Origin of the sequence: Streptomyces sp. CB02058 (genome assembly GCF_001905505.1) — a bacterium.
In the GTDB taxonomy this organism is placed as follows: domain Bacteria; phylum Actinomycetota; class Actinomycetes; order Streptomycetales; family Streptomycetaceae; genus Streptomyces.
The window spans coordinates 363,651-387,054 of the sequence record NZ_LIPG01000007.1; the positions used below are offsets into that span (position 1 = coordinate 363,651).

The following is a 23,404-nucleotide window of genomic DNA, read 5'->3' on the forward strand; positions in this document are numbered from 1 at the left end:
GGTCGCGACGACCCACGCCCCCTGTCCGGCGCGGGAGCCGGCGGCGGCTCGGTGGGGGCTCCGACGGCTCGTTGATGCGTCGGCACAGTCGTGGAGTCGGCCGAGACGTCCCAGTCGATCGCGCCATGAGCCGATGTCGACACGACGCGGACCGTGGGGCGGAAGGGGCGGAGCCGGCCGGAATCGAACCGGCGTCCTCACGGTTTTGGAGACCGGCGCGACGACCTCTGCGCTACGACTCCGCCCCCGGCCCACAATCTGATCCCGGAGCCGGGGACGGGACCACGCGGTTGTTGAAGCACCACTGCGGCGCGTGGCACATCGTCAGCCGAGGCGCCCTGCGATGGCGGCGACCACACCCCCGTCGACCAGCAGATCGGTACCGGACACGAACGAGGCCGCAGGGCCGAGCAGGAACTCGGCGGCTGCGGCGATGTCCGCCGGAGCGCCGGCCCGCTTGGCGTTGGAGGCGTCGATCATCATGCGCATGGCCGCGCCACTGTCGCCGTCGAGCTCCGCCCGGCCCATCGGGGTGGAGATCACTCCGGGGCTGATCGAGTTGATACGGGCCCCCCGCGCGCCCCAGGCCGTGCTGGCGGCCCGCACGCGCAGCAGGTTGGCGTGCTTGGCGAAGCTGTAGGCGGCGCCGCTGTCGCCGAAGGCCTCCTCCGCGCAGATCGGCAGGGCCAGGAGATCGTCGGCGGGGGTTTCGGCCAGCTGCCTGGCCTCCTCGGGCGGGGGCCCGGGCCGCATGTGGCCGGCCATGCTGGCGATGACGATCCCCGCCCCACCCGACGCCACGACCTGGCCGAACTCCTCGAGAACCAGGGCCACACCCAGCAGGTCGACGGCCAGGATCGCCGAGACGGGGGCCTGCACGGGCGACAGTCCGGCCGTGTGCACGACGGAGCGGACCTCGCCCAGCGAGGCCGCCGTCCCGGCCAGCGCGGCGACCGATGCACGGGAGGTGACGTCCACCGGCCGGGCGGTCACTCGGTAACCCTCCCCTTCGAGCTGCCCGGCGGCGCTCTCGAGGACCCCCTCGTCGTGGTCGGCGACGACCAGTTGGGCGCCCGGGCCGATACGGCGCGCGATCGCCTGGCCCATGCCCCCGACTCCGATGACGACGGCCACCTGCTGTGTCATGTGTGCCCTTTCGCGCCGGACCCTGCCGAGTCCCGCTGCATCCCGTGGGCTCGAGTAGCCCAACACATGTCTGTTATACAACAGGCGTCGGGGAAGTAGGCTTGGGCGGGTGACCGCCAATCCTTCGCCGGACCGTCGTATCCGCCGCACCCGCGCGTCCCTGCACGCCGCGCTCCTCGCCCTGATCGCCGAGCGGCCGCTGAGCCGCATCACGGTCTCCGACGTCAGCAAGCAGGCGGACATCAACAGGTCGACCTTCTACGAGCACTACGACGACGTCCCCGCGCTGGCCGCCGACGCGTGCACCGGCATCTTCGACGAACTCATCGCCGCCGCACCGGTGATGCTGCCCACCGACGATCCGGCCGAGCAGCGGCGCGGGCGCGACGAACTGGCCGCCCTGTTCGCCCACATCGCCGCTCACGCGGACCTCTACCGGGCCCTGCTGGGCCCCGACGGAAGCGCCCAGGTGATCACGCACCTGCACCGGCGGCTCACGGTCTCCATCCACATCAATCTCACGCGGCCGCACACCGGCACCCATGCCGACGACCCCGAGTCGGTCCCGCACGATCCGGCGGCGTCGTATCTGGCCGGCGCACTGCTCGGCGCGGCGTCCGACTGGCTGTACCACGGGTGCCCGGGCACGCCCCGGGAACTCGTCGGCGCACTCTGGACCGGACTCCCCCGGATGCCGTCCCCGCACCTGAACCCCGGCCGTCAGGCAGCGCCGGGGCGGACACGAGCATGAGTCCGGCGCGGTGGGGTGACCCGGGCGCACTCCCGGAGCACCCCACCGCGCGGGCGGAGTACCGCCCCGCCCGGGGAGTCACCCGCCCCGGACCTTCACGGCAGGAGCGCCTCGGCGAGCCGGCGCGGCCGTGCGGCGAACGGGCTGTGACCTCCCGGCAGGGTGCGTACGGTGAACGGACCTGCGGGGAAGGCCCGATCCGCTTCCGCGATCATCAGGTCCTGCACGGCGGGGGTGAGGGCCCGGTCGTCCGCGCAGCGCAGGAAGGTGCGTGCGATCCGCCCCCAGCGTGCGGCGGTCACCGGGACCCGGGACATCGGGACAGCGAGAGGCAGATCGGGGCTCAGCGCCGTACGCCAGCGGTCGAAGCGGTCCCGGGGCACGTCGTGGTAGTAGGTCTGCCAGAGCTCCTGCGCATAGGCGGGATCCGGTGAGAGCGGATCGATGCGCACGGCGCCCAGCGCCTCGGGATCGCCGAGGGTGAGGTGCTGTCCCAGCGCGGTGGCGTTCTCGGGCGAGCCGAGATAGTCGGCGAACCGCGGCCTTCCGCCGGGTACGAAGGCGGACAGATAGACGATCCTGTCGACGAGTTCGGGCGCCAGCTCCGTCGCGAGGGACGCGGGACCGCCGCCGGCGCTGTGCGCGACGAGCACGACCGTGCGGTAGCGGCGCACCTGACGCAGCGTGGCCACGACCGCCTCGGCGCACTCCTCCATGGTCACGGTGGCGAGCTGCGACTTCTCGGTCAGCAGGCCGGGCCGGCCCGGCATCAGATAGCCGGTGGGCAACGGTGCGTCGAAGCCGTGGCCGGGCAGGTCGACGGCCACGCTCGCGGCGCCGAATCCGGCGAGTGCGCGCTGAGTCCGTGCCCACTGCGCGGAGCTGTGCCAGGCGCCGTGCACGAGTACGAGGACGGTGCCTGCGTGGGATCGGTCTGTCATGGTCCCATCCCAGGCGACGTCATCGGCGTGGTCCACCGGAAGATCTGACAAGCTGTCGGCTGATACTTCCGAGATATCACTGGAGGTGGCAGCCCATGGAGGCACGGCATCTGCGGTACGCGGTCGCTCTCGCCGAGCACGCGCACTTCGGCCGGGCCGCCGGTGCGCTGGGGATCGCCCAGCCTCCGCTGTCCAAGCAGATCGCGGACCTCGAACGCGAGGTGGGAGCGCGGCTGTTCGACCGCACGCACCGGGGTGTGTTCCCGACGGCCGCGGGCGAGGCGTTTCTCGCTCGGGCGCGCCGGGCGCTCGACGAGATCGCCGCTGCCGTGGTCGACGCGGGCCGGGCAGCACGCGGTGACACGGGACGCCTCCGGCTGGGCTTCATCGCCTCGGCGCTGCTCGAACCCCTGCCGGCCGTCCTGGGCCGGTTCGGCCGCGAGCGGCCCGACGTGCGGCTGGAACTGCACGAGATGGCGACCAGTCGCAGTACGGCCGCTCTCGTCGCCGGTGAGCTGGACGTGGCCATCACCCTCGGCCCGCCACGGGGCGCGGGGGCCGAGCACCTGGTGTCCGTCCCGATCGGCCACGACCATCTGGTCGCCGTGGTGAGCACCGCCCACGCCTACGCGGGCCGGCCGTCGGTGGGTGTGGACCAGTTGCGGCAGCAACCTCTGATCGTCTCGGCGGGTGAGGACGAGCCGGCCGTCGTCGCAGGGCTGCACGCCCTGCTGGGCAAGGACTCCCGGGCCTTGGACGGCGCGACCTCCGCGAGGGACGTCCACACGATCATCGGTCTCGCCGCCTCCGGCGTGGGCGTGGGCCTGGGCCCCTCCCGCATGCTGGCGGCGCCACGTCCGGGCACCTGGTTCTGCGAGGTGCTCCCCCGTACGCCCCTGCCCGACCTGGTCCTGTCGTTCACCGCCCAGGACCGCTCCCCCGTGCTGGCCGCGTTCCTCGACACGATCCGCATGAACTGCCCCGATGTCGGTGCCGCACTCGACGACAGGCTCCGCCGCCTGAAGAGCGCCGGGAGTGCGGAGCCGGCTCCGGACTCCCGGCGCCCGCAAGCCGGCCCCCGAGGCCCACGGAAGGCGTCCGTGGCACCGGCGTGCACCCCAAGGACCTGAACGGAACCGGGCCGCCCCGAGGCTCGTCGCGCACTCAACCCGGTGGCCGGTCAACCACATTGCCCCCGCTTTCCTGCGCCGTGATCGCCACCCTCACGTGATCGCGCCTGCGAACACGTGGGCCCGGTAACACCGTCGAGCTTTCCCGGCACCCTCGCCATCGCGGAGCCTTTTCTACGATCACTCCACCCTTTTAATGAATCATCAGAAAGTTCCAGAGATTCGAACCGAACCTCTGGACAGCCCCTGCACGGCGTTCTACTGTCTCGGCCCATCGAGACAGTGTTTCGTCGCCGTAACACCGCAGCCCACCGGCGTTCCTCCGAACGCCCCGCCCCTCACGAGTCTTTCCACGTCTCTCCCCCCATGACCGGGCCACCCGCCCGATTCGAGGCGCTGTGCGATCGCCGTCACGGCGGTCGTCGCTCACGCACCGTGCAGCACCCCCGTCGGTAGGCGGGGAAACCGGCCGGGTCACCGACTCGGCCGCGACCGCAGCGGAAGGGAAGCGACATGAAGATCCGTACGTTCATCGCCACGGCGTCCCTGGTGGCATCCGGAAGCCTGGTGGCCTTCTCCGGGTCGGCCCAGGCAGCTCTTTACACCACGTGTGTCGGTGACGGCGGGGCCGTGACCGTCAGCAACGACCTGGTCGTGCCGGCCGGGAAGTCCTGCACCCTCACCGGCACGAAGGTCAAGGGCACGGTGACGGTCGAGGCCGGAGCCGACCTCGTGGCCGCGGGGGCCACCTTCAACAGTGCGGTCACCGTCGAGAAGAACGGCTATCTCGACCTCACCGACAGCACCGTCAAGGGAACGCTGACCACCGAGTCCGCCTTCGGCGCCCACCTGGAGAAGAGCACTCTGAAGGCCGTCGACGCCACCGAGGGATTCGTGTACGCCGTCGACTCCACACTCGGCGGGAACGTCAGATCCGAGGCCGGGGAACTGTACGTCTCCGGCAGCACCCTCAGCGGCTCACTGACCGGGGACCGCAACCAGTACAGCGATGTGTACGACTCCACCGTCAAGGGCGCGCTCACCGTCAACGGCAACACCCTGGGCGCAGTGTTCTGCGCCGGAGAGGTGTATGGCGCCGCCACCTACACAGGCAACGCCGACAACCTCCAGATCGGCGGCGAGGGCCTGCTCGGATCGTGCGCGGGTGCCTCGTACTTCGGGGGCGACCTGGTCGTCACCGACAACACCGCGAACGCCGTGCTCGACAACGCCATCGTGCGTGGTGGCCTCACCGCGACCGGCAACAACCCCGTGCTGGTCGTCGGCGAGCTGGCGCGCATCCGCGGCGCGGTCACCGGAGAGACCGCCGCCGCAGGGGCTTCGGCCGCCCGCTCGGCCGAGAAGGCCGCACCGCAGGACCGGGGTGCCGACCTCGCGGCGAAGGCCGCCGAGCGCACCGCCGCCGCTCGGGCCGACGCCGGTGAAGCGGGCAAGTCCCGCCTCTGACACCGGGCTTCAGGGGGCACCCGGCTTCGCTGGGCACCGGTCCCGGCCCTCAGTGGCCGCCGGTCTTCAGGGCGGACTCGACGGGGCGGTCCACGGACCGCATCTCGGCAGCACCGGTGCGCAACGGCGATCGTCCTCGTCGCCGTACCCCGCCCCGCCCCGCTTGCCCGTGCCTCCGCGCCTCCCCGGAGCGCCCGTTTCCCGGCCTTCCCGGCGCGCGGCCCCGCCCCGCGCGCCCGGTCCTTACCCCGTTCTCCTCATTCCCCAGGAGTGACCGTGAGCCATATCCGTAAGTCCTTCGACCGCAGGGACTTCCTGCGGGCCACCGCGGGCACCACCGTGGCCCTCGCCGCCGCCTCCGTCACCGGGGCCGCCGCGACCTCCGCCGCCGCCGCGACGAGCAGCCTGTCCATCCCCAAGGAGCGCATCGGCATCCAGCTCTACAGCATCCGCGACAAGGTCAGCTCGCTCGGCTTCGCCGTCGTCCTCGCCGAGCTGGCCCGGATCGGCTACAAGGAGATCGAGTTCGCCGGATACACCCAGTCCACCTCCATCCTGGGCCGGCAGATCACCCTCCCCGAGATCCGGACGCTGCTCGACGACAACGGGCTGCGCGCGGTCGGCAGCCACGTCGGCATCGGCAACCTGCGGACCAACCTCCAGGCCGAGCTGGACGCGGCGCAGATCCTCGGCATGCCGCACGTGGGCACCGCCAACGCGCCGTCGAACGTCAACACCGTGGCGGGCTACCGCGCCGCCGCCGACGAGTTCAACGTCTGGGGCGCGGCTGCCACCGCGCGCGGCCTCAAGCTCTACCAGCACAACCACGCGGGCGAGTTCGCGTTCGCCACCGACCAGCCGTCCGTCCGGCTGTACGACGTGTTCCTCAAGAACACCGACCCGCGCCATGTCTATCTGGAGCTGGACATCTACTGGGCGTACGTCGGCCAGTACCGCTGGCCCGGATTCGACCCGGCCGCCTACGTCCGCAACCAGCCCTACCGCTACCCGCTGTTCCACATGAAGGACGGCGACGCCAACGCGGCGAACGCCAACGGCTTCGACATCGTCGAATTCGGCGCCGGAGACCTTCCGTACGAGAGATTCGTCCGCGACATCGGGCCGCGCGCCTCGCATGTCGGCATCTGGGAGCAGGACACCGCGCCCAACACCCTTCCCAACCCCCCGGGTTCGCTCGCCGCGGCGCAGCGCAGCTTCACCGCGCTCAAGGGACTCCTCGGCTGAGAGAGGCACAGGGAGCCGCAGGGACCGGCTCCCGCCGCAGTACGCCGGGCGCCGCCGCCACGAATGACGGCGCCTGGTTGTCCGCTCCTTACCGCCAGCGATCGAGGAGACGCATCACCGTGCAACGCACCCTGAGACGCTTGATCACAGGTGTCCTGCTCGTGGCACTGCCCGCGCTGGGCGGTGTGGCCGTCGCGCCCGCCGCCCAGGCGCACGAGGGCCACGAACACGCCCTGGACTGGTCGAACTACGAGAAGGTCACCCTCACCAAGGACACCGGCGAACCGATCGACCTCGCCGTACTGCCCGACAGCCGGGTGCTGCACACCGCCCGCAACGGCGACGTACGGCTCACCGACCCCGGCACCGGTGTCACGAAGGTCGTCAACCACGTCGATGTGTACCAGAACTCCGAGATGGGGTTGCAGACGGTCACGCTCGACCCGGACTTCGCCACCAACAAGTGGGTCTACCTCTACTACTCGCCTCCGCTGAACACCCCCGCCGGCTCCGCGCCGCAGCAGTTGCCCGCCGGGCAGACGGACGCCTACTGGAAGCAGTGGGAGGGATACGACACCCTGACCCGCTTCAAGTGGACGGGTGACAAGTTGGACCTCTCCACCGCGCAGGAGATCATCAGGGTCGACTCCAACCGGGGGCAGTGCTGCCACGTCGCCGGTGACGTCGGCTTCGACGGCGAGGGCAACCTCTACCTCTCGACGGGTGGCAACACACCCGCGTCGGGACCGAACGTCAACGGCTACACGCCGATCAACGACGCGGCCGGCTACAACCCCGGTCTCGACGAGCGCCGGGGCGCGGGCAACACCAACGACCTGCGCGGCAAGATCCTGCGGATCGACGTGCAGGAGGACGGCAGTTACACCATCCCGGAGGGCAATCTCTTCGAGCCGGGCACGGCGAAGACCCGTCCCGAGATCTTCGTGATGGGCCTGCGCAACCCGTTCCGCCTGGCGGTGGACCCCGAGACCGACGCCGTGATGTGGGGCGACTACGGCCCGGACGCCGGCACCGCCGACGCCAACCGCGGGCCGATGGGATACGTCGAGTGGCAGACCACGACCAAGGCCATGAACAGTGGCTGGCCGTTCTGCACGGGTGACAACAGCAAGCCCTACCGCGACTTCGACTTCGCCACACTGACTCCCGGCCCCGCCTTCGACTGCGCGGCGCCGGTCAACGACTCCCGCTGGAACACCGGCCTGACCGAGCTGCCCGCCGCCACCCCCGCCACGCTCTGGTACGGCGACAAGGACAGCGACCAGCCGTGGCCCGAGCTGACCGCCTTCCGCGGTCCGGGCGGTCCCGGCGGCCAGGCCCCGATGGGCGGTCCGGTCTACCACTACGACGCGGACAACCCCGCGCCCGGCAAGTTCCCCGAGTACTGGGACGGCAAGGCGTTCTTCGCGGAGTTCTCCCAGGACTACGTGGCCGCGCTGACGCTGGACGGACCGGACGGCCCCGTCAGCAAGCTGGAGAACGTCCTTCCCAACAGCGAGCGTTCGCAGAACGGCATCCCGCAGTGGGACAACCCGATGGACCTCGAGTTCGGTCCCGACGGCGCGCTCTACGTCCTCGACTACGGCGACGGGTTCTTCCGGCAGAACCCCGACGCGGGTCTCTACCGGATCGACTACGCCGAAGGAAACAAGGCGCCCACCGCGGTGATCAAGGCGGACAGGACGTCCGGGCAGGCACCGCTCGCGGTCTCCTTCAGCGCCACCGGCTCCAGCGACCCGGAGAACGGCGAGCTCACCTACCAGTGGGACCTCGACGGCGACGGGACCTTCGACGCCACCGGAGCCGCGGTCACGCGTACGTACTCGGACAACGGGCAGTTCCAGGCCCGGCTCAAGGTCACGGACCCGCAGGGCAAATCAGGACTGTCGAGCCGTCAGATCACCGTGGGCAACACGGCTCCGACGGTGAAGATCACCTCGCCGCCCGACGGCGGGTTCTTCAACTGGGGTGACGCCGTGCCGTACGGCATAGCCGTCGAGGACCCGGAGGACGGCACCACGCCGGACTGCGCCAAGGCGGCCTGGACCTTCGGTCTCGGTCACAACCAGCACGGGCACCCCGTCAACAGCGGCACCGGCTGCACGGGCGGCGTCCTGACCCCGGCCGACGCCGGGCACGGTGACACCGAGAACGTCTTCGGGGTCCTCGGGATCACCTACACCGACAAGGGCGCGGGCGGTGTCCCGCCGGCGACCGGTGACGCCCAAGTGGTGCTCAACCCGGCGCTGATGCAGGCCGAGCACTACGACTCCGCGGAGGGCGTGACGATCACGGACGACTCCACGGCGTCCGGACAGCGCACGCTGACCTCCTTCGACGCGGGTGACTGGATCGCCTACGACCCGGTGTCGTTCGCCGGGATCAACGGGGTCAAGACCCGTGCACGTGGCGACGGCACCCTGGCGCTGCGCTGGGGTTCGGCCGAGGCGGAACCGTTCGCCACGGTGCGGGTCCCGGCCGGAGAGGGCTGGCAGACCGTCACGACCGCTCTGCCGGACGCCCCCTCGGGAACCGGAGAGGTGTTCGTCACCAGTTCCGGCGGTATCGAGCTGGACTCGCTGACCTTCCAGGGCGCGGGCGTCGCGGACAAGACCGCGCCCAAGGTCACCGCCACGCTCAACCCGCCGCGGCCCAACGGTGACGACGGCTGGTACACCGGCAATGTGTCGCTCACGGTCGCGGCCACCGACAACGGGACGGTCGCCGGCCGTCAGTACTCGGTCGACAACGGCACGACCTGGCAGTCGGCCAACGCCGCCGTCACGCTGTCGGCGGAGGGTGCCACCACCGTCCGCTACCGGGCGACCGACAACGGCGGCAACGTCTCCGAGGTCGGTTCGCTCACCGTACGGATCGACCGCACCGGTCCCACGGTGACGGCGAGCGGGATCGACGCCGACGGTGTCTACGGGGACTCCAAGCGTCCGACGCCGGTCATCTCGGCGGCGGACACGGTCTCCGGAGGAGCCACCGCGACGGCCACCCTCGACGGGAAGGCCGTCTCCTCCGGCCAGGCCCTGGAGTTGTGGCGGCTGCCGCTGGGTCCGCACGACCTCACGGTCAGGGCCCGGGACAAGGCGGGCAACACCACCACGAAGACGGTGGCCTTCACGACCCGTACCTCCTACGCGGACATCCGCGCGCTGATCACCCGGCTGGGGTCCGACGGCCTCATCACGGCGCAGGGGCAGCAGCGGCTGACCGTACGGATCGGCCAGGCCGAGGCACACGCCGAGGCGGGCCGCACCGGTCAGGCGGCTTCCGTCCTGGAGTCGTTCGCCGGTTACGCGGCCGACCGCTCCCTGGTGCCGGACGGCGCGGCCGGCGAGGCCCTGGCCCGCGACGCACGGGCCCTGAAGGGAGGTTCCGCCGGCTGACGCCGGGACGGTCAGGGGTGCCCCGCTCTCACCGGCGGGGCACTCCGGCGCCCGGACCGGCACCGTCGCGGACCGGGACGGTCGCGGGGCGCCAGGGCTGTGACGCCCCCGCGAGGTTGCATTCGGTCAACGAGGCGACAACTTTCGACGTTCTGTGAAAAAGTTGCCGGAAGCGCCCGCGCTGCTGTGATCCTGCCACTGCGCGAGTGCGTTCTGCCGGGAGCACGACACTCCGGCCCCCGTTCCGCCTCGCAGCACCCCCGCATGCTGTCCGAAGGCGCCCAGAGGAAGTGAGCCCGTGAACATCCAGTACCGCGTGTTGAGTCTGCTGCGTGAGAACGGTCCGCTGTCCCGCGCCCAGCTCGCGGACCGGCTGGAGGTTCCGCGCCCACGGCTGCTCGGTGAGCTCGACCGCCTGGTCGTCGCCGGGCGGGTCAGCGAGGCGGGCCCCGCCGCATCGCGCGGCGGGCGGCGCTCCACCCTCGTACAGCTCGACCCCGGCATCCGGTTCGCCGCCGTCGATCTGGGCGCCAGCTCGATCGACATCGAGATCACCGACGGCGCGCTCGCGCCCGTGGCCTCCTGCTCCGAGCCCGCCGACATCCGCTCCGGGCCGGACGCCGTCCTCGGCCGGATCAGCGAACTGCTGCACGCGATGGCGGACGAAGGGCACTACACACGGCTCGACGCGATCGGAATCGGTGTGCCCGGCCCCGTCAGCTTCCGGGAGGGCGTGCCCGTGTCGCCGCCGATCATGGTGGGCTGGAACCGCTTCCCCGTGCGCGACACCCTCGCCAAAGCCCACGGCTGCCCCGTCGTCGTCGACAACGACGTCAACGTGATGTCGCTCGGGGAGCGGCACAGCGGTGTCGCGAGGACCGTCGACCATCTGCTCTTCGTGAAGATCGGCAGCGGGATCGGCTCCGGCATGCAGCACCACGGCCGCATCTACCGGGGAGCGGAGGGGTGCGCCGGGGACATCGGGCACGTCCAGGTGGAGGCCGAGTCGGAGGGGCCTGTCTGCTCCTGCGGGAACACCGGCTGTCTCGAGGCCTACTTCGGTGGGGTGGCCCTCGCCAGGGACGCCACGGAGGCGGCTGAGTCGGGCCGGTCCCCCGCCCTCGCCGGACGCCTCGCCGAGCGGGGGGTGCTGACCGCCCAGGATGTGGCGGAGTGCGCGTCCGGCGGCGACAACACGAGCGTCAATCTCGTCCGGGCCGGTGGCCACCGCGTCGGCCAGGTCCTCGCCACGCTCGTCAGCTTCATGAATCCGTCGATGATCGTGATCGGCGGCGGCCTGACCGGGCTCGGTTATCCGCTGCTCGCCGAGATCCGCAGCGTCGTGTACAAGCGTTCGCTGCCGCTGGCCACGGGCAATCTGCCGATCGTCATGTCCGAACTCGGGCCGCGCGCGGGGGTCGTGGGCGCGGCGTTCCTGGCGAGTGAACTGGCCTACGGCGAGGAGTCCTGAGGCGGCGCACCCCGGCCCGGGACCCGGGCCCGGGCGGCAGCGCGTGCGGCCCGGGACCCAGTGCCTCCGTCAGCCGCTCACCGGCAGTTCCGCGCCGTCGCGCAGCAGGAGCGGAATCCGGTCGATGGGAGCGTCGAGGGTGTGCCGGGCTCCGCCCTCGTAGGAGGTGCCCGTCCACGCGCACCTCCAGCGTGCCCCGGCGGGCAGATAGACCTCGCGGCTCGTCGCACCGGCCTCGGTGACGGGAGCGACCAGGAGGTCGGGGCCGAGCAGGAACTGGTCCGCGACCGTCCAGGCCGTCTCGTCCTCGGGGAACTCCAGGAACAGCGGGCGCATCGGGGGCAGGCCCTCGTCGGAGGCGGTGGCCATCTGCTCGGCGATGTACGGGCGCAGGCGCTCGCGCAGTGCCAGGTATCCGCACATGATCTCGTACGCCTCTTCGCCGTACGACCAGACCTCGTTGGGTCCGCCGGTCATCCCGCCGCCCAGGGGCAGCCAGGGGAGCCGGAAGCCGTGCAGCCGGAAGATCGGGCAGAGCGCGCCGAACTGGAACCAGCGGACGAGGACCTCGCGGAACGCCGGGTCGTCCGGGTCGCCGCCGTGGAAGCCTCCGATGTCGGTGGTCCACCAGGGGATGCCGGACAGGCCGATGTTGAGGCCGGCGGCGATCTGGGCGCGCAGGGCGGCGAAGTCGGTGCCGATGTCACCGGACCACACGGCGGTGCCGTAGCGCTGGCTGCCGGCCCACGCGGAGCGGGAGAAGGACATGCCGTCGGTGTTGCCGGAGGCCGCCATGCCCTCGTGGAAGAGCCGGGCGTTCTCGCGCGGATAGAGGTTGGCGACCTCCTGGCCGTGCCCCGCGTGATAGCGGAGGTTGGCCGGGTGGCCGGGCTTCATCTCCGGCTCGCAGGCGTCCAGCCACCACAGGTTGATGCCGAGGCGCTGGTAGTTCTCCTGGACGTGGGACCAGACGTAGTCACGGGTCTCGGGGTTGGTCGGGTCGTAGAAGGAGACCATGACGCGGCTGTCGGAGCCCTTGTCGATCCAGGTGGCGTGGGCAGGGGTGCCGTACTCGTTGGCGGCGAAGAGGCCCCGGCGTTCCAGCTCGTCGTAGTTCTCGCTGGAGCGGTTGGCCGAGGGCCAGATGGAGACCATGAGCTTGACGCCGAGCTCGTCGAGCTCCCGGACCATGCCGGCGGGGTCGGGCCACTCGTCGGGGTCGAACTTCCAGTCCCCCAGCCGGGTCCAGTGGAAGAAGTCGGCGACGATCACCGAGATCGGCAGACCCCGTCGCTTGTACTCGCGTACGACGCCGAGCAGTTCCTCCTGGGTCCGGTAGCGGAGCTTGCACTGCCAGAAGCCGGTGGCCCAGTCGGGGAACGCGGGGGCGTGGCCGGTGGCGTCGGCGTAGGAGCGGAGGATGTCGGCGGGCCGGTCGCCCGCGGTGATCCAGTAGTCGATCTGGCGGGCGCTGTCGGCGACCCAGCGGGTCCCGGTCCGCACCATTTCGACGCGGCCGACGGCGGGGCTGTTCCACAGCAGCCCGTAGCCCCGGCTGGACAGCACGAACGGGATGGTGATCTCCGTGTTGCGCTGCACCAGGTCGATGACGGTGTCCTTCTGGTCGAGCAGCCCGTGCTGGCGCTGGCCGAGCCCGTACAGCCGCTCCCCCTCGTACGCCTGGAAGTTCTGCTCCAGCCGGTGGTAGCCGTGCCCGACGGGGGTGTGGACGCGGGTGCCGGGCCACCAGAAGTGGGCGGGGCGCTCGGCGAGGAGCTCCGTGCCGTCCTCGGTGCGGACGAAGCGCAGGCCGCCGTCGACGGTCAGCTCGGCGGTGATGCGGCCGTTGACCAGGCGTGCCGGCGGCACGGGGTCGGTGGGTGAGCCGAGGCCGTTCTTGAAGACGGTGAGGCCGGTCAGGTCGGGGAGGACGATCTCGGCCTCGGTGCCGGGACGCTCCATGAGCGCGCCGGGGATGTCGTCGCGCAGCGGGACGAGTGCGGCCCGTACGCGTACGGAGTCGGGTCCCCAGGGTTCGATGCGCAGCGATTCGTGCTGACCGCGCCACTCCAGGCCGCCGTCGTGTTCCCGGAAGGTGCTCAAGGTGTTTCTCCAGTGTGCGTGAGGAGGTGTTCGGTGCCGCGCCGGGGCCGGTCAGTCCTTGACCGAGCCTCCGGTGATGCCGACCGCGATGTACCGCTGGGCGATGACCAGGAGGACGGCCGCCGGGATGGAGGCGAGGACGGCCGAGGCCATCAGGGCGTTCCAGTCGGTGGCGTTGGCGCCGATGAAGCGGTAGATGCCGACGGTGACCGGGGTCACCGCGTCGCGCGAGGTGAGGGTGATCGCGAAGAGGAAGTCGGCCCAGGAGAAGAGGAACGCGAACAGTCCGGCGGTGATCAGGCCGTTGCGGCTCATGGGGACGACGATGCGCAGGAAGGTGCGCCATGACCCCGCGCCGTCCAGCGCCGCGGCCTCGATGACCTCGGTGGGGATGTCGCGCAGCTGGGCCCGGAGCAGGACGGCGGCGAACGGCACGGACAGGGTGGACTGGGCCAGCATCAGCCCGATCGTGTTGTTGAGCAGCCCGAGCTCGCTGTAGAGCGCGAAGAGCGAGTTGGCCTTCACGATGCCGGGGACCATCTGCACGATAAGCAGGACGAACAGCAGGAGTGCGGCCCACCGCAGTCGGAACTTCGCCAGCGACCAGGCCAGCGGGGCCGCGAGGGCGAGTGTGATCAGCACGTTGCCGCAGGCCACGAAGAGGCTGATGACCAAGTGCCTGCCCTGGGTGTCGAAGGCGGCGCGGTATCCGTCGAGGGTCGGGTCCGTGGGGAACCACTTGGGCGGGATGCTCAGCAGCGCCTGGCCGGGCTGGAGCGAGGCGTTGACCATCCAGTACAACGGGAAGAGCAGGACGCCGACGACGAGGAGGGCGATCACCGTGCTGCTCCAGCGGCGGGATGCGCGCAGGGCGGAGAACGACATCGGGACTACCTCTCGGACTGTTCGGCGCGCACGGCCCGCAGGTACACGAACGCGAAGACCATGGCGATGACGATGAGGACGTTGCTGACCGCGGCACCCTGGCCGAACTGCAGGTTGGTGAAGGAGAGGGCGTACGACCAGGTGGAGAGCAGCTGTGTGGAGTTCGCCGGGCCGCCCTGGGTGAGGACCATGACGACGTCGAACGCCTTGATGGTGTAGATCAGTCCGAGCATCACCACGACCGAGGTGGTCGGGCGGAGCAGCGGCCAGGTGACATGGCGGAACTTCTGCCAGGCGCCCGCGCCGTCGAGCGAGGCGGCCTCGTAGAGCTGCGGCGGGATGGACTGGAGGCCGCCGTAGAGGATCACCATGTTGAAGGGGATGCCGATCCACACGTTGGCGATGACGATGGCGGTCATGGCGTGGTCGGGGCTGACCAGCCAGGGGACGGGGTCGCTGATGAGGTGCAGGCTGAGCAGGACCTGGTTGACCACGCCGTAGTCCTGGTCGAGCAGCCAGCGGAAGACTGTGCCGGAGACCAGCAGCGGCAGCAGCCAGGGCAGCAGGAGCAGGGCGCGCAGGGTGCTGCCGAGGGGGAAGCGGCGGCGGAAGAACAGTGCCAGGCCGAGACCGATGGCGAACTGGAGGATCAGCGACGCGACGGTGAACACGGCCGTGTTCCACAGGGACGTGGAGAACAGCTCGTCGGCGAGGACCGCTGTGTAGTTGGCGAGGCCGGTGAAGGGGGCGCCGCCGTCGTAGAAGGACGTCACCGTGTAGTCCTGGAACGACATGATCACGTTGGCGACGATGGGATAGCCGAAGAAGATCACCAGATAGAGCACTGCGGGGACGTAGAAGCTCATGCGTGCCAGTCGCGCCCGGCGGGCGGCGCCGGCGGCCCGGCCGTCCGTGCGTGCCGGGGTGTGGACGGGCTTGTCCAGAAGAGTCGTCATGATGGGGGCACCTCGCCTGATCAGTGGTCTGCCGACTGGGCCTGGCGCTGGGCGGCGGCAAGGGCCTTCGCCGGGCTCAGCTGTCCGATGGCGGTCTGTTGGAGTGCGGTGTAGAGCGCCTTGGAGACGGCCGGGTAGGCGGTGCCCAGCTCGGCGGTGCGGGACCGGGCGGTGGGGGCACTGGCGACGAAGGGGGCGAGGTCGGGCAGTTCCTTCACGAGCTTTTCGGCGACGGCGGGGTGGGCGGGTACGTCGGCTCGCAACCGGGCCCACTCGATCATGTTGTCCTGGCTGAGCACGCAGTTGAGGAGCTCGACGGCCTTGTCCTGCTTGTCCCCCTTGGGCACCGCCCAGGTCTCACCGCCGAGCGGGGTGATCGCCGCGTCGCCGCTCGTCCGTGTGGGGAGCGGCACGACGCCGTAGTCGAGCCCTTTCTCGGCGGAGAGCGCGGCCAGCTGCCAGGACCCGTTGATCATCATGGCGGCGTGGTGGCCGATGAACTGCTCCGCGACGTCGGACTGCTGCCAGTTCAGGGCCGACTTCGATATCGAGCCGTCCTCGAAGAGCGAGGCCCAGTACGTCAGCGCGGACACGGACTCGGCGGAGTCGAGCTTCTCCAGGCCGGCGCCCGCTCCCCAGAAGAAGGGCTCGTACTGCCAGGAGCCCTCCTCGGTGGCGACGGCCGAGAGCGCGAGGCCGTAGCGGCGGCCGTCGGTGAGCCGGGCGGCGGTCTCCTGGAGTTGCTTCCAGGTGGTGGGCGGTTCGAGACCCTCCTTCTCGAAGAGTGCCTTGTCGTAGAAGAGCGCGAGTCCGTTCACACCGGGCGCGACGCCGTACAGCTCGTCCTCGTACGTCCCGGCCTGGAGGACGCTCTCGTAGAAGCCGTCGGTCTTCACCTGGCCTTCGAGCGGCAGCAGCGCTCCGGTCGAGGCGAGCTTGGGCAGGTCGGGGTTGTCGCTGAGCACCAGGTCCGGGAGGGTCTGCGCGGCGCCGTCGCGCAGCAGCTTGGGCACGAGCTGGGCGCGGGGCATGACTTCGCGTACGACGTTCACGCCGGTACTGCGCCCGCAGGAGCGGAGGATCTCGGTCAGTGCCGTGTTGCCGGGCTCCGCGGTGTAGTAGTCCGCGACGGTCAGGGTGTTCGGCGGTGTGTCGGCCGTGATGAGGCCGCAGCCGCCCAGCGCCGTGGTGAGGGCGAGTGCGGCGCAGGCAGCGGTGGCTGCGCGGGTGCGGGGGGACAAGATGACGTCCTTCGGGGTCGTAGGGGGCCCGCGTGCGCGGATGGGGCTGCGCGGGGGCATGGCGAGGAACGGCCGCACGGCGCGGGCGCCGTCGGTCGCGAACAGCTGGACGGAGAAGGGGGGTTGGGTCAGGAGGAGGGCGGGTCAGGAAGGCCGGGGCGGCCCGCTGCTGGCCCGTACGGTGAGCTCCGGCTCCAGCAGGGTGGGCGATGCACCGCCGGAGTCCGTACTCCTGCCGTCGAGCAGCTGTCTGAGCAGCTCGACGGCACGCTCGGCGAGTACGGCCGCGGGTACGGAGATCGACGTCAGCTGAGGGGCGCCCGCGGTGGCCACCGCGTCCGACCCCACGACGACGAGGGACATGTCCTCGGGCAGGGCCCGGCCGAGGCTGCGGAGCAGGGGCGCGATGTGAGGCGTCGCGGCCTCGTTCTGGACGATCAGAGCCGTGGCGTCGGGGCGCTCCTGGAGCACGCGGGTGAGGGTGCCCGCGGTGCTGTCCCAGTCCCCCTCGACCGAGCGGTGCGTGAGCCGGACCCCTCGGGCCGCGGCCCGGTCGAGCGCCCCGGCGACGGTCCGTACGGCGAATCCCGCACGGCGCCGGTACGCGGTCTCGGGAGCGCCGAGCAGTATGACCTCGCGGTGTCCGAGATCGGCGAGGTGGTCGACGCACAGGCCTCCCGCCGCACGGAAGTCCAGGTCGACGCAGACCAGGCCGGCAGGATCGTGGGGCAGGCCGATGAGCACGGTGGGGACGGGAAGCCCGCGTACGGTCTCCAGCCGCGGGTCACGGATCCCGATGTCCATCAGGATCAGCCCGTCGAGCAGTGCGGCGTCCGGTACGCCGTGGTCGGCGTGATCGGTGAGGAGCAGGATGTTGCAGTGGTGGCGGCGCGCGGCGACGCTGGCGGACAGCATGAACTCGGCGAGCAGCGGCCGGTGCGCGCCGTCGTCGACCCGCACGGCGAGCCCGAGGGTGTGCGAACGGCCGGAGGCCGGGCGCTGATAGCCCAGAGCGGCGATGGAATCGAGGACTCGGTTGCGGGTCGCCGGCGAGATGGGGCGCTTCCCGCTGAGCACGTACGACACGGTGCTGACCGCGACGCCCGCGTGCCGTGCCACATCGGTGATGCCGACCATCTCGCTCTGCCCGTCCTCATGTCTGCCGCTCCGGTCTCCGAACCGCCGTCGAAGGATTTCGATGCTCCGGAATGCGCTGCCACCTGGGCTGCGACAACGGCGAGATTAGGTACGGAACGCAGGGCCGTCCATACGTGCCTCTGATTTTCGACGATTTTCGACGGCTGAGCCACCACCGCTCGGGTGCGGCGCGGGGACGGCGGACGACCGTTGCCCCCGCCGGCCGTGGGCATGACGGGCCACTGGCGGGCCGCTGACGGCGGGAAGCGCCGAGGGGGATGGCGCCCTGTCCGCCGGCCGGGGAGCATACGGGCGCCTGCGCCCGGCCGATGTTCGCTCGCCGGGTCAGCGGGTCCGGTCGGGGACCTCCAGGGCGTCGAGCCAGCCGAGGAGGCGGGCTCCCTCGCGGGTCATGATGTCCGGGTCACGCAGGGCGTTGGCCAGCAGCGACATGCCCTGATAGGCGGAGACAAGAGTGACCGCGAGACCGTCCGGATCGGGCAGGCCCAGGAGACGGAACTGCTCTCCGGCCCAGTCCAGCAGTCGCCGGATCACCGCGCCGGCCTCCACGTCGAGGCTCCCGTCGGCACGCTTGTCGAGTTCGACGGCCAGCGTGCCGGTGGGGCACCCGTAGCGGGCGGCGACATCACGCCGGCCGACCCAGGCTTCGATCAGCGCCTCGAGGCGGTCACGCGGTCCGGGCAACTGGTCCAGTGAACCGGTGAGTTCGTCCAGGTACGCGCTGTGCTCGGACAGTGCGGCCCGGACCAGCTCGTCCTTGGTCTTGAAGTAGTAGTAGACGTTCCCGACCGGGACGTCGGCCGCGCGCGCGATGTCGGCCAGGGTGGTGCGCTCGACTCCCTGCTCGTGCAGGACCTGCGCTGCCGCGGCGGTGAGCCGTCGGCGTTTGTCGGCTGCCCGCGCCCCGGGCTTCACTGAGTCAGTCACCTGACCAACTGTAGATCTCCCCCGTACGGCGTGCTACCTTCCCTCAAGTAAGTCAGTCGACTAACTAACAAGGAGCCCCTCATGATTGCAGTGACCGGAGCCACCGGGAACGTCGGCCGCGGGCTGGTCCGCCTCCTCGCCGCAGCAGGCGAGACGGTGACCGCGATCTCGCGCGGCGAGGCACGCGACCTCCCCGCCGGCGTGCGCCATGTGCGGGCCGACCTCGCCGCCCCCGACGGTCTGCGCCCTGCGCTCGACGGCGCTGACGCGCTCTTCCTGCTGGTGGCCGGCGACGACCCGCAGGGCGTCCTCGACGCCGCGAAGGCGGGCGGCGTCCGCCGGGTGGTCCTGGTCTCCTCCCTCGGCGTCGCCACCCGCCCGGACGCGTTCCGCCACCCCGCCGCCTTCGAAGCCGCGCTCCGCGGCTCCGGCCTCGACTGGACCGTGCTGCGCTGCGGCGGACTGGACTCCAACGCCTTCGCCTGGGCCGAGTCGATCCGCACCGAGCGGGTGGCCACCGCCCCCTTCGGCGACGTGGGCCTGCCGATGGTCGACCCGGCGGACGTCGCCGAGGTCGCCGCCGCCGCACTGTTGGAGCCCAGCCACGCCGGCGCCGTGTACGAGCTCACCGGGCCCGCCCCGACCACGCCACGCGAGCGGGCCGCGGCGATCGGCGCCGCCCTCGGGGAGTCGGTCCGTTTCGTCGAGCAGACCCGTCAGGAGGCCCGGGAGCAGATGCTCGCGTTCATGCCCGAGCCAGTGGTGGAAGGCACCCTCGCCATCCTCGGGGAGCCACTGCCCGCCGAGCGCCGGGTGAGCCCCGACGTCGAGCGGGTCCTGGGGCGTGCTCCGCGCCCCTTCGCTGACTGGGCCACCCGCAGCGCCGTCGCCTTCCGCTGATCCGGCCGCGCCACCTCAGCTCGACACACCCCTGGGAGAACCCTCATGCCGACCACACCCGTCCTCGACTCGACGATCGTCCACCGTGAGCTCGGCTCGGGCGCGCCGATCGTCTTCCTGCACGGCAACGAGACCGGAGGAGAGAAGCGCCGTCCGGCGGAGCAGATCCGCCGGACGGCGCCGGGCCGGCGGAGACCGAGGAGGACGCCGAGAGCCCGCGACTGAACGCCTTCCCCCCGACACCGGGGGTACGGCCGGGAGTCGCCCCGCGCCTGCCCAGCGGGCACGGGGCGACTCAGCGGACGGCTCAGAGAGCGATCGTGACGACCTTCTCCGCCGTGACCCGCACGATCAGCCGGACGACGTCGTCCGGCTCCGCCGGCGGGTCCTCACCGAGATACCGCTGCGACAGTTCCTTCGGCAGCGCCTTGTCCGGGTCGGGCAGCAACTCGGCTGTTCCACGGATCTCCACGGACCGGTACGGGTTCGCGATGTCGTAGACCGTCAGGCTGATCCGCGGGTCCCGGGCGAGGTTCCGGGCCTTCTTCCTTCCTGCGGTCGTGGAGAAGAGCACGGCGTCCTGCTGTCTCCCGACCCAGACGACCGACGTCTGCGGGCCGCCGTCCGGATTCAGCGTGGCCACGACCGCGAAGTTCCGGTCGTCGATCAGCTCCCTCGCCTGTACACCGAGCTCCACCGGCACGGGAAGTTCCTCCGGTCCTCGGGCGTTTCCCATTCGTCGTCCCTCGTCTCTCGCCGAACCTGCGGCACCGCGCAAGCGGCCGGGGCCGGCTCCCACGGTGCACCGACGTGCACGGCTCCCATCCTCGAAGAGCACGCCGCACAAGGGAAGAAGGCACATTCATGTCACGTAGGGCCGAGTGCACGGCGGAGGAGACCGAGGGACGCGAGGTCTGTGCCGTCCATGAGGTGCTCCGCAAGGTGAGCGGCAAGTGGACCCTCGGCGTACTGAGCGAGACCGTGCACGGCCCCGTCCGATTCGCCCGGCTCGAACGTTCGATGAACGGAATCAGCCGCCGGATTCTCACCCTGACCCTGCGCGAACTCGAGGAGAACGGTCTGGTGACCCGCACGGTGTACCCCACGGTGCCGCCCAAGGTCGAGTACACCGCCACCGCCCAGGCACGCGAGCTCTACGCCCTGCTCACCGGCCTCACCGCCTGGGCCGCACGCCACTCGTCGACGGCCACCGGCGGTGCCCGCGATCACGAGGACGACATGCGGGGCTCGACGGGCTGACCACCCTCGTTCCCTGGTCCCCGGCTCGCCGACCGCCGCTCACGGCTGAGCATGTGAGCCCGCACCAGACCACGACATGAGTACGAGGGCTCAGGCCAACGGCCCGGACGCGGCGCGACGATGAACCCACATCGCCGCCCGACGTGCCCGCGTCCGGAACTCAGGAGTCCCGTGCTCAGCGACATCGCCTCCGCAGTCGTCCCCGCCCTCGGCCGCCTGACCACGTCAGCGGACCTGGCCGCAGTCCCGGGCCCCGGCATCCTCCTCGCCAACCACACCTCGCTGGCGGACCCCGGCATCGTGCTGGCCGCCCTGCGCCGGATGGACATCGAGCCCGTCGTCCTCGCCGCCGCCGGGCTGTGGCGGGTGCCCGTCCTGGGCCGGCTCCTGGACCAGGGCGGCCACGTGCCCGTCCACCGCCGCACCGCCCGTGCCGCCGACGCGCTGGACGGCGCCGCCGCCGCGCTCGCGGCCGGACGGTACGTGCTCATCTACGGCGAGGGGCGCATCCCCCCGCGCCAGGACGCCTCCGAAGCCGGCCCCGAGACCTTCCGGAGCGGCCCCGCCCGCCTCGCCGCCGCATCCGGGGCGTACGTCATCCCTGTCGGGCAGGCCGGTGCCCGGCGCGTGACCTCCGGCAGCCCGCTCAAGCAGGTGGCGGGGCTCCTCACCGCCCCCGCCAGACGGCCCCGGTTCCATGTGCACATCGGCGCGCCGCTCCACCTGCCTGCAGAGGTGGGGCCGGCGAGCGCGGCCGCGCACCGGGCCGTCACGGCTGCGTGGCGCACCGCCGCCCACCACCTGGGCGAATCCGTCACACACTCCTGCGGACATGTGTACGAGGAAACGAATCTTCAGCTCAACTACCCATCCGCGTAGGAGACATTCACCTTCTTTCGTGTGATGACAGGCCAAGTGACGAAGAGGGAGGGTGATCAAGCGCACCTACAGGAGGGCTGAGAACCACATATGACCGTTGAAGCCGACCGGGAAGCCGTGCAGGCACAGGCGCCCGCCCAGCAGAGTCTGGCGACGTCCGCCGCACGGAACCTGGCGACGACATCGAAGTCCGTCCCGCAGAACCAGGAGACATCCTCCCGGTGGCTGCTCCGGAACCTGCCCTGGGTGGACGTCCGGGGTGGAACGTACCGGGTGAACCGACGGCTCAGTTACGCCGTGGGAGACGGCCGCGTGACCTTCGTGCAGACCGGCGGGCAGGTCTCGGTCATCCCGGCCGAGCTGGGCGAGCTGCCTGCGCTCAGGGGGTACGACGACGAGGCGGTGCTGGGCGAACTGGCCGGCAGATGCGAGCAGGTCGACGTCGCGGCCGGCTCCGTGCTGGCGTCCGCAGGCGACTCCAAGGACCGCGTCTTCCTGCTGGCGCACGGCCGCGTCGACAAGGTCGGCACCGGGCAGTACGGCGGGGACACGGTCCTCGGAGTCCTGGCCGACGGCGCCTACTTCGGCGACGAGTGCCTGACCGATTCCGAGGCGGCCTGGGAGTGCACCTTCCGTGCCACCACCGCGTGCACCGTGCTGGTGCTGCCAAGGGACGACGTCGCCGACCTCGCCGTCCGCGCCGAGTCGCTGGGCAGTCATCTGCAACGCTTCGCGGCACTCCCCCAGCAGCACACCAACACGTACGGCGAAGCGGCGGTCGACCTCTCGGCCGGACATGTGGGCGAGCAGCGCATCCCCCACACCTTCGTCGACTACGAGCCCTCTCCCCGCGAGTACGAGCTGTCCGTCGCGCAGACGATCCTGAAGATCCACAGCCGGGTGGCGGATCTCTACAACGATCCGATGAACCAGACCGAGCAGCAGCTCCGCCTGACCCTGGAGGCCTTGCGCGAGCGGCAGGAGTACGAGCTCGTCAACAACAGGGAGTTCGGGCTGCTCAGCAACTGCGACTACGAGCAGCGTCTCCAGCCGCACGACGGGGTGCCCGGTCCCGACGACATGGACGAGCTGCTGTCCCGGCGGCGCGGGAACAAGTTCTTCCTCGCACATCCCCGGGCCATCGCGGCATTCGGCCGGGAGTGCAACAAGCGCGGTCTGAACCTCGACCGTGTGGAGGTCGACGGCCATCGCATTCCCGCCTGGCGCGGTGTGCCGATCTATCCGTGCGGAAAGATCCCCGTGAGCGAGGCCCGCACCACCTCGATCCTGTGCATGCGCACCGGTGAGGACGACCAAGGTGTCATCGGTCTGCGTCAGCCGGGCATCCCGGACGAGATCGAGCCGAGCCTCTCGGTCCGCTTCATGGGCATCGACGAGCAGGCGATCATCTCCTACCTCGTCACCGCCTACTACTCGGCCGCGATCCTCGTTCCCGACGCTCTCGGCGTCCTGGAGAACGTCGAGGTCGGCCGCTGGCGCTGACCGCCGGCCGCCAGGCACCGGA

At 71.0% G+C, this 23,404-nt stretch carries 20 protein-coding genes and 1 tRNA gene; 11 read left to right on the top strand and 10 right to left on the bottom strand.

The window, feature by feature from the left end:
• Positions 1–168: 168 nt before the first annotated feature.
• Together AMK10_RS32505 and AMK10_RS32510 are read right to left on the bottom strand one after the other, a co-directional pair.
• Positions 169–242 (bottom strand) — tRNA-Trp (locus AMK10_RS32505).
• A gap of 82 nt (positions 243–324) precedes the next feature.
• Entirely contained in the window at positions 325–1,146 is an 822-nt protein-coding gene (locus tag AMK10_RS32510) for an SDR family oxidoreductase (protein WP_073752593.1), read from the bottom strand.
• Positions 1,147–1,255: 109 nt separating this feature from the next.
• On the opposite strand from AMK10_RS32510, the gene AMK10_RS32515 reads away from it, so the two are divergent.
• Positions 1,256–1,897, top strand: coding sequence for a TetR/AcrR family transcriptional regulator (locus AMK10_RS32515; protein WP_073752595.1), 642 nt, complete (start codon positions 1,256–1,258; stop codon positions 1,895–1,897).
• 95 nt (positions 1,898–1,992) lie between these two features.
• On the opposite strand, the gene AMK10_RS32520 is transcribed toward AMK10_RS32515, so the two are convergent.
• The gene (locus AMK10_RS32520) at positions 1,993–2,838 is read right to left on the bottom strand and encodes an alpha/beta fold hydrolase (RefSeq protein ID WP_073752940.1); all 846 of its coding nucleotides are present in this window, start codon (positions 2,836–2,838) and stop codon (positions 1,993–1,995) included.
• 95 nt (positions 2,839–2,933) lie between these two features.
• On the opposite strand from AMK10_RS32520, the gene AMK10_RS32525 reads away from it, so the two are divergent.
• The 5 genes from AMK10_RS32525 to AMK10_RS32545 all read left to right on the top strand — a co-directional run bounded on the left by AMK10_RS32525 (position 2,934) and on the right by AMK10_RS32545 (position 11,570).
• Positions 2,934–3,968 (top strand): LysR family transcriptional regulator, encoded by a 1,035-nt coding sequence (locus AMK10_RS32525; RefSeq protein ID WP_079180957.1) that lies wholly within the window; start codon positions 2,934–2,936, stop codon positions 3,966–3,968.
• Positions 3,969–4,481: 513 nt separating this feature from the next.
• Positions 4,482–5,435, top strand: coding sequence for a hypothetical protein (locus AMK10_RS32530; protein WP_073752597.1), 954 nt, complete (start codon positions 4,482–4,484; stop codon positions 5,433–5,435).
• Positions 5,436–5,711: 276 nt separating this feature from the next.
• Complete coding sequence (locus AMK10_RS32535; RefSeq protein WP_073752599.1) at positions 5,712–6,680, top strand: sugar phosphate isomerase/epimerase family protein; 969 nt, start codon at positions 5,712–5,714, stop codon at positions 6,678–6,680.
• Positions 6,681–6,820: 140 nt separating this feature from the next.
• The gene (locus AMK10_RS32540; protein ID WP_241839743.1) at positions 6,821–10,099 is read left to right on the top strand and encodes a PQQ-dependent sugar dehydrogenase; all 3,279 of its coding nucleotides are present in this window, start codon (positions 6,821–6,823) and stop codon (positions 10,097–10,099) included.
• A 298-nt stretch (positions 10,100–10,397) separates the two neighbouring features.
• Positions 10,398–11,570, top strand: coding sequence for an ROK family transcriptional regulator (locus tag AMK10_RS32545; RefSeq protein ID WP_073752601.1), 1,173 nt, complete (start codon positions 10,398–10,400; stop codon positions 11,568–11,570).
• 69 nt (positions 11,571–11,639) lie between these two features.
• On the opposite strand, the gene AMK10_RS32550 is transcribed toward AMK10_RS32545, so the two are convergent.
• From AMK10_RS32550 to AMK10_RS32575, 6 genes are all read right to left on the bottom strand, one after another.
• Positions 11,640–13,673: a glycoside hydrolase family 31 protein gene (locus tag AMK10_RS32550; protein ID WP_073752603.1), complete on the bottom strand. Its 2,034-nt coding sequence runs from the start codon at positions 13,671–13,673 to the stop codon at positions 11,640–11,642.
• Between the two features lie 51 nt (positions 13,674–13,724).
• On the bottom strand, positions 13,725–14,558 hold the full coding sequence (locus AMK10_RS32555; protein WP_073752605.1) for a carbohydrate ABC transporter permease: 834 nt from the start codon (positions 14,556–14,558) through the stop codon (positions 13,725–13,727).
• Between the two features lie 5 nt (positions 14,559–14,563).
• Positions 14,564–15,514, bottom strand: a complete 951-nt coding sequence (locus tag AMK10_RS32560; protein WP_079180958.1) for a carbohydrate ABC transporter permease — start codon at positions 15,512–15,514, stop codon at positions 14,564–14,566.
• A 20-nt stretch (positions 15,515–15,534) separates the two neighbouring features.
• A complete protein-coding gene (locus AMK10_RS32565) occupies positions 15,535–16,755 on the bottom strand; it encodes a sugar ABC transporter substrate-binding protein (RefSeq protein ID WP_158070916.1) in 1,221 nt (406 codons plus the stop codon).
• Positions 16,756–16,899: 144 nt separating this feature from the next.
• On the bottom strand, positions 16,900–17,892 hold the full coding sequence (locus tag AMK10_RS32570) for a LacI family DNA-binding transcriptional regulator (RefSeq protein ID WP_073752607.1): 993 nt from the start codon (positions 17,890–17,892) through the stop codon (positions 16,900–16,902).
• A 345-nt stretch (positions 17,893–18,237) separates the two neighbouring features.
• Positions 18,238–18,840 (bottom strand): TetR/AcrR family transcriptional regulator, encoded by a 603-nt coding sequence (locus AMK10_RS32575; RefSeq protein ID WP_073752609.1) that lies wholly within the window; start codon positions 18,838–18,840, stop codon positions 18,238–18,240.
• A gap of 81 nt (positions 18,841–18,921) precedes the next feature.
• Here AMK10_RS32575 and AMK10_RS32580 point away from each other — a divergent pair, with 81 nt between their 5' ends.
• Together AMK10_RS32580 and AMK10_RS38335 are read left to right on the top strand one after the other, a co-directional pair.
• Positions 18,922–19,740, top strand: coding sequence for an SDR family oxidoreductase (locus AMK10_RS32580; protein ID WP_073752611.1), 819 nt, complete (start codon positions 18,922–18,924; stop codon positions 19,738–19,740).
• A 45-nt stretch (positions 19,741–19,785) separates the two neighbouring features.
• Positions 19,786–19,965, top strand: a complete 180-nt coding sequence (locus AMK10_RS38335; RefSeq protein ID WP_073752613.1) for a hypothetical protein — start codon at positions 19,786–19,788, stop codon at positions 19,963–19,965.
• 82 nt (positions 19,966–20,047) lie between these two features.
• Here AMK10_RS38335 and AMK10_RS32590 read toward each other — a convergent pair whose 3' ends face one another.
• Positions 20,048–20,443 (bottom strand): PPOX class F420-dependent oxidoreductase, encoded by a 396-nt coding sequence (locus tag AMK10_RS32590; protein WP_338014684.1) that lies wholly within the window; start codon positions 20,441–20,443, stop codon positions 20,048–20,050.
• A gap of 161 nt (positions 20,444–20,604) precedes the next feature.
• On the opposite strand from AMK10_RS32590, the gene AMK10_RS32595 reads away from it, so the two are divergent.
• From AMK10_RS32595 to AMK10_RS32605, 3 genes are all read left to right on the top strand, one after another.
• Positions 20,605–21,000, top strand: a complete 396-nt coding sequence (locus AMK10_RS32595; protein WP_073752617.1) for a winged helix-turn-helix transcriptional regulator — start codon at positions 20,605–20,607, stop codon at positions 20,998–21,000.
• A 171-nt stretch (positions 21,001–21,171) separates the two neighbouring features.
• Positions 21,172–21,879 carry a lysophospholipid acyltransferase family protein gene (locus AMK10_RS32600; RefSeq protein ID WP_073752619.1) on the top strand — a complete coding sequence of 236 codons (708 nt, stop codon included), beginning with the start codon at positions 21,172–21,174 and terminating at the stop codon, positions 21,877–21,879.
• A gap of 90 nt (positions 21,880–21,969) precedes the next feature.
• Complete coding sequence (locus AMK10_RS32605) at positions 21,970–23,382, top strand: family 2B encapsulin nanocompartment shell protein (protein ID WP_073752621.1); 1,413 nt, start codon at positions 21,970–21,972, stop codon at positions 23,380–23,382.
• Positions 23,383–23,404 lie beyond the last annotated feature (22 nt).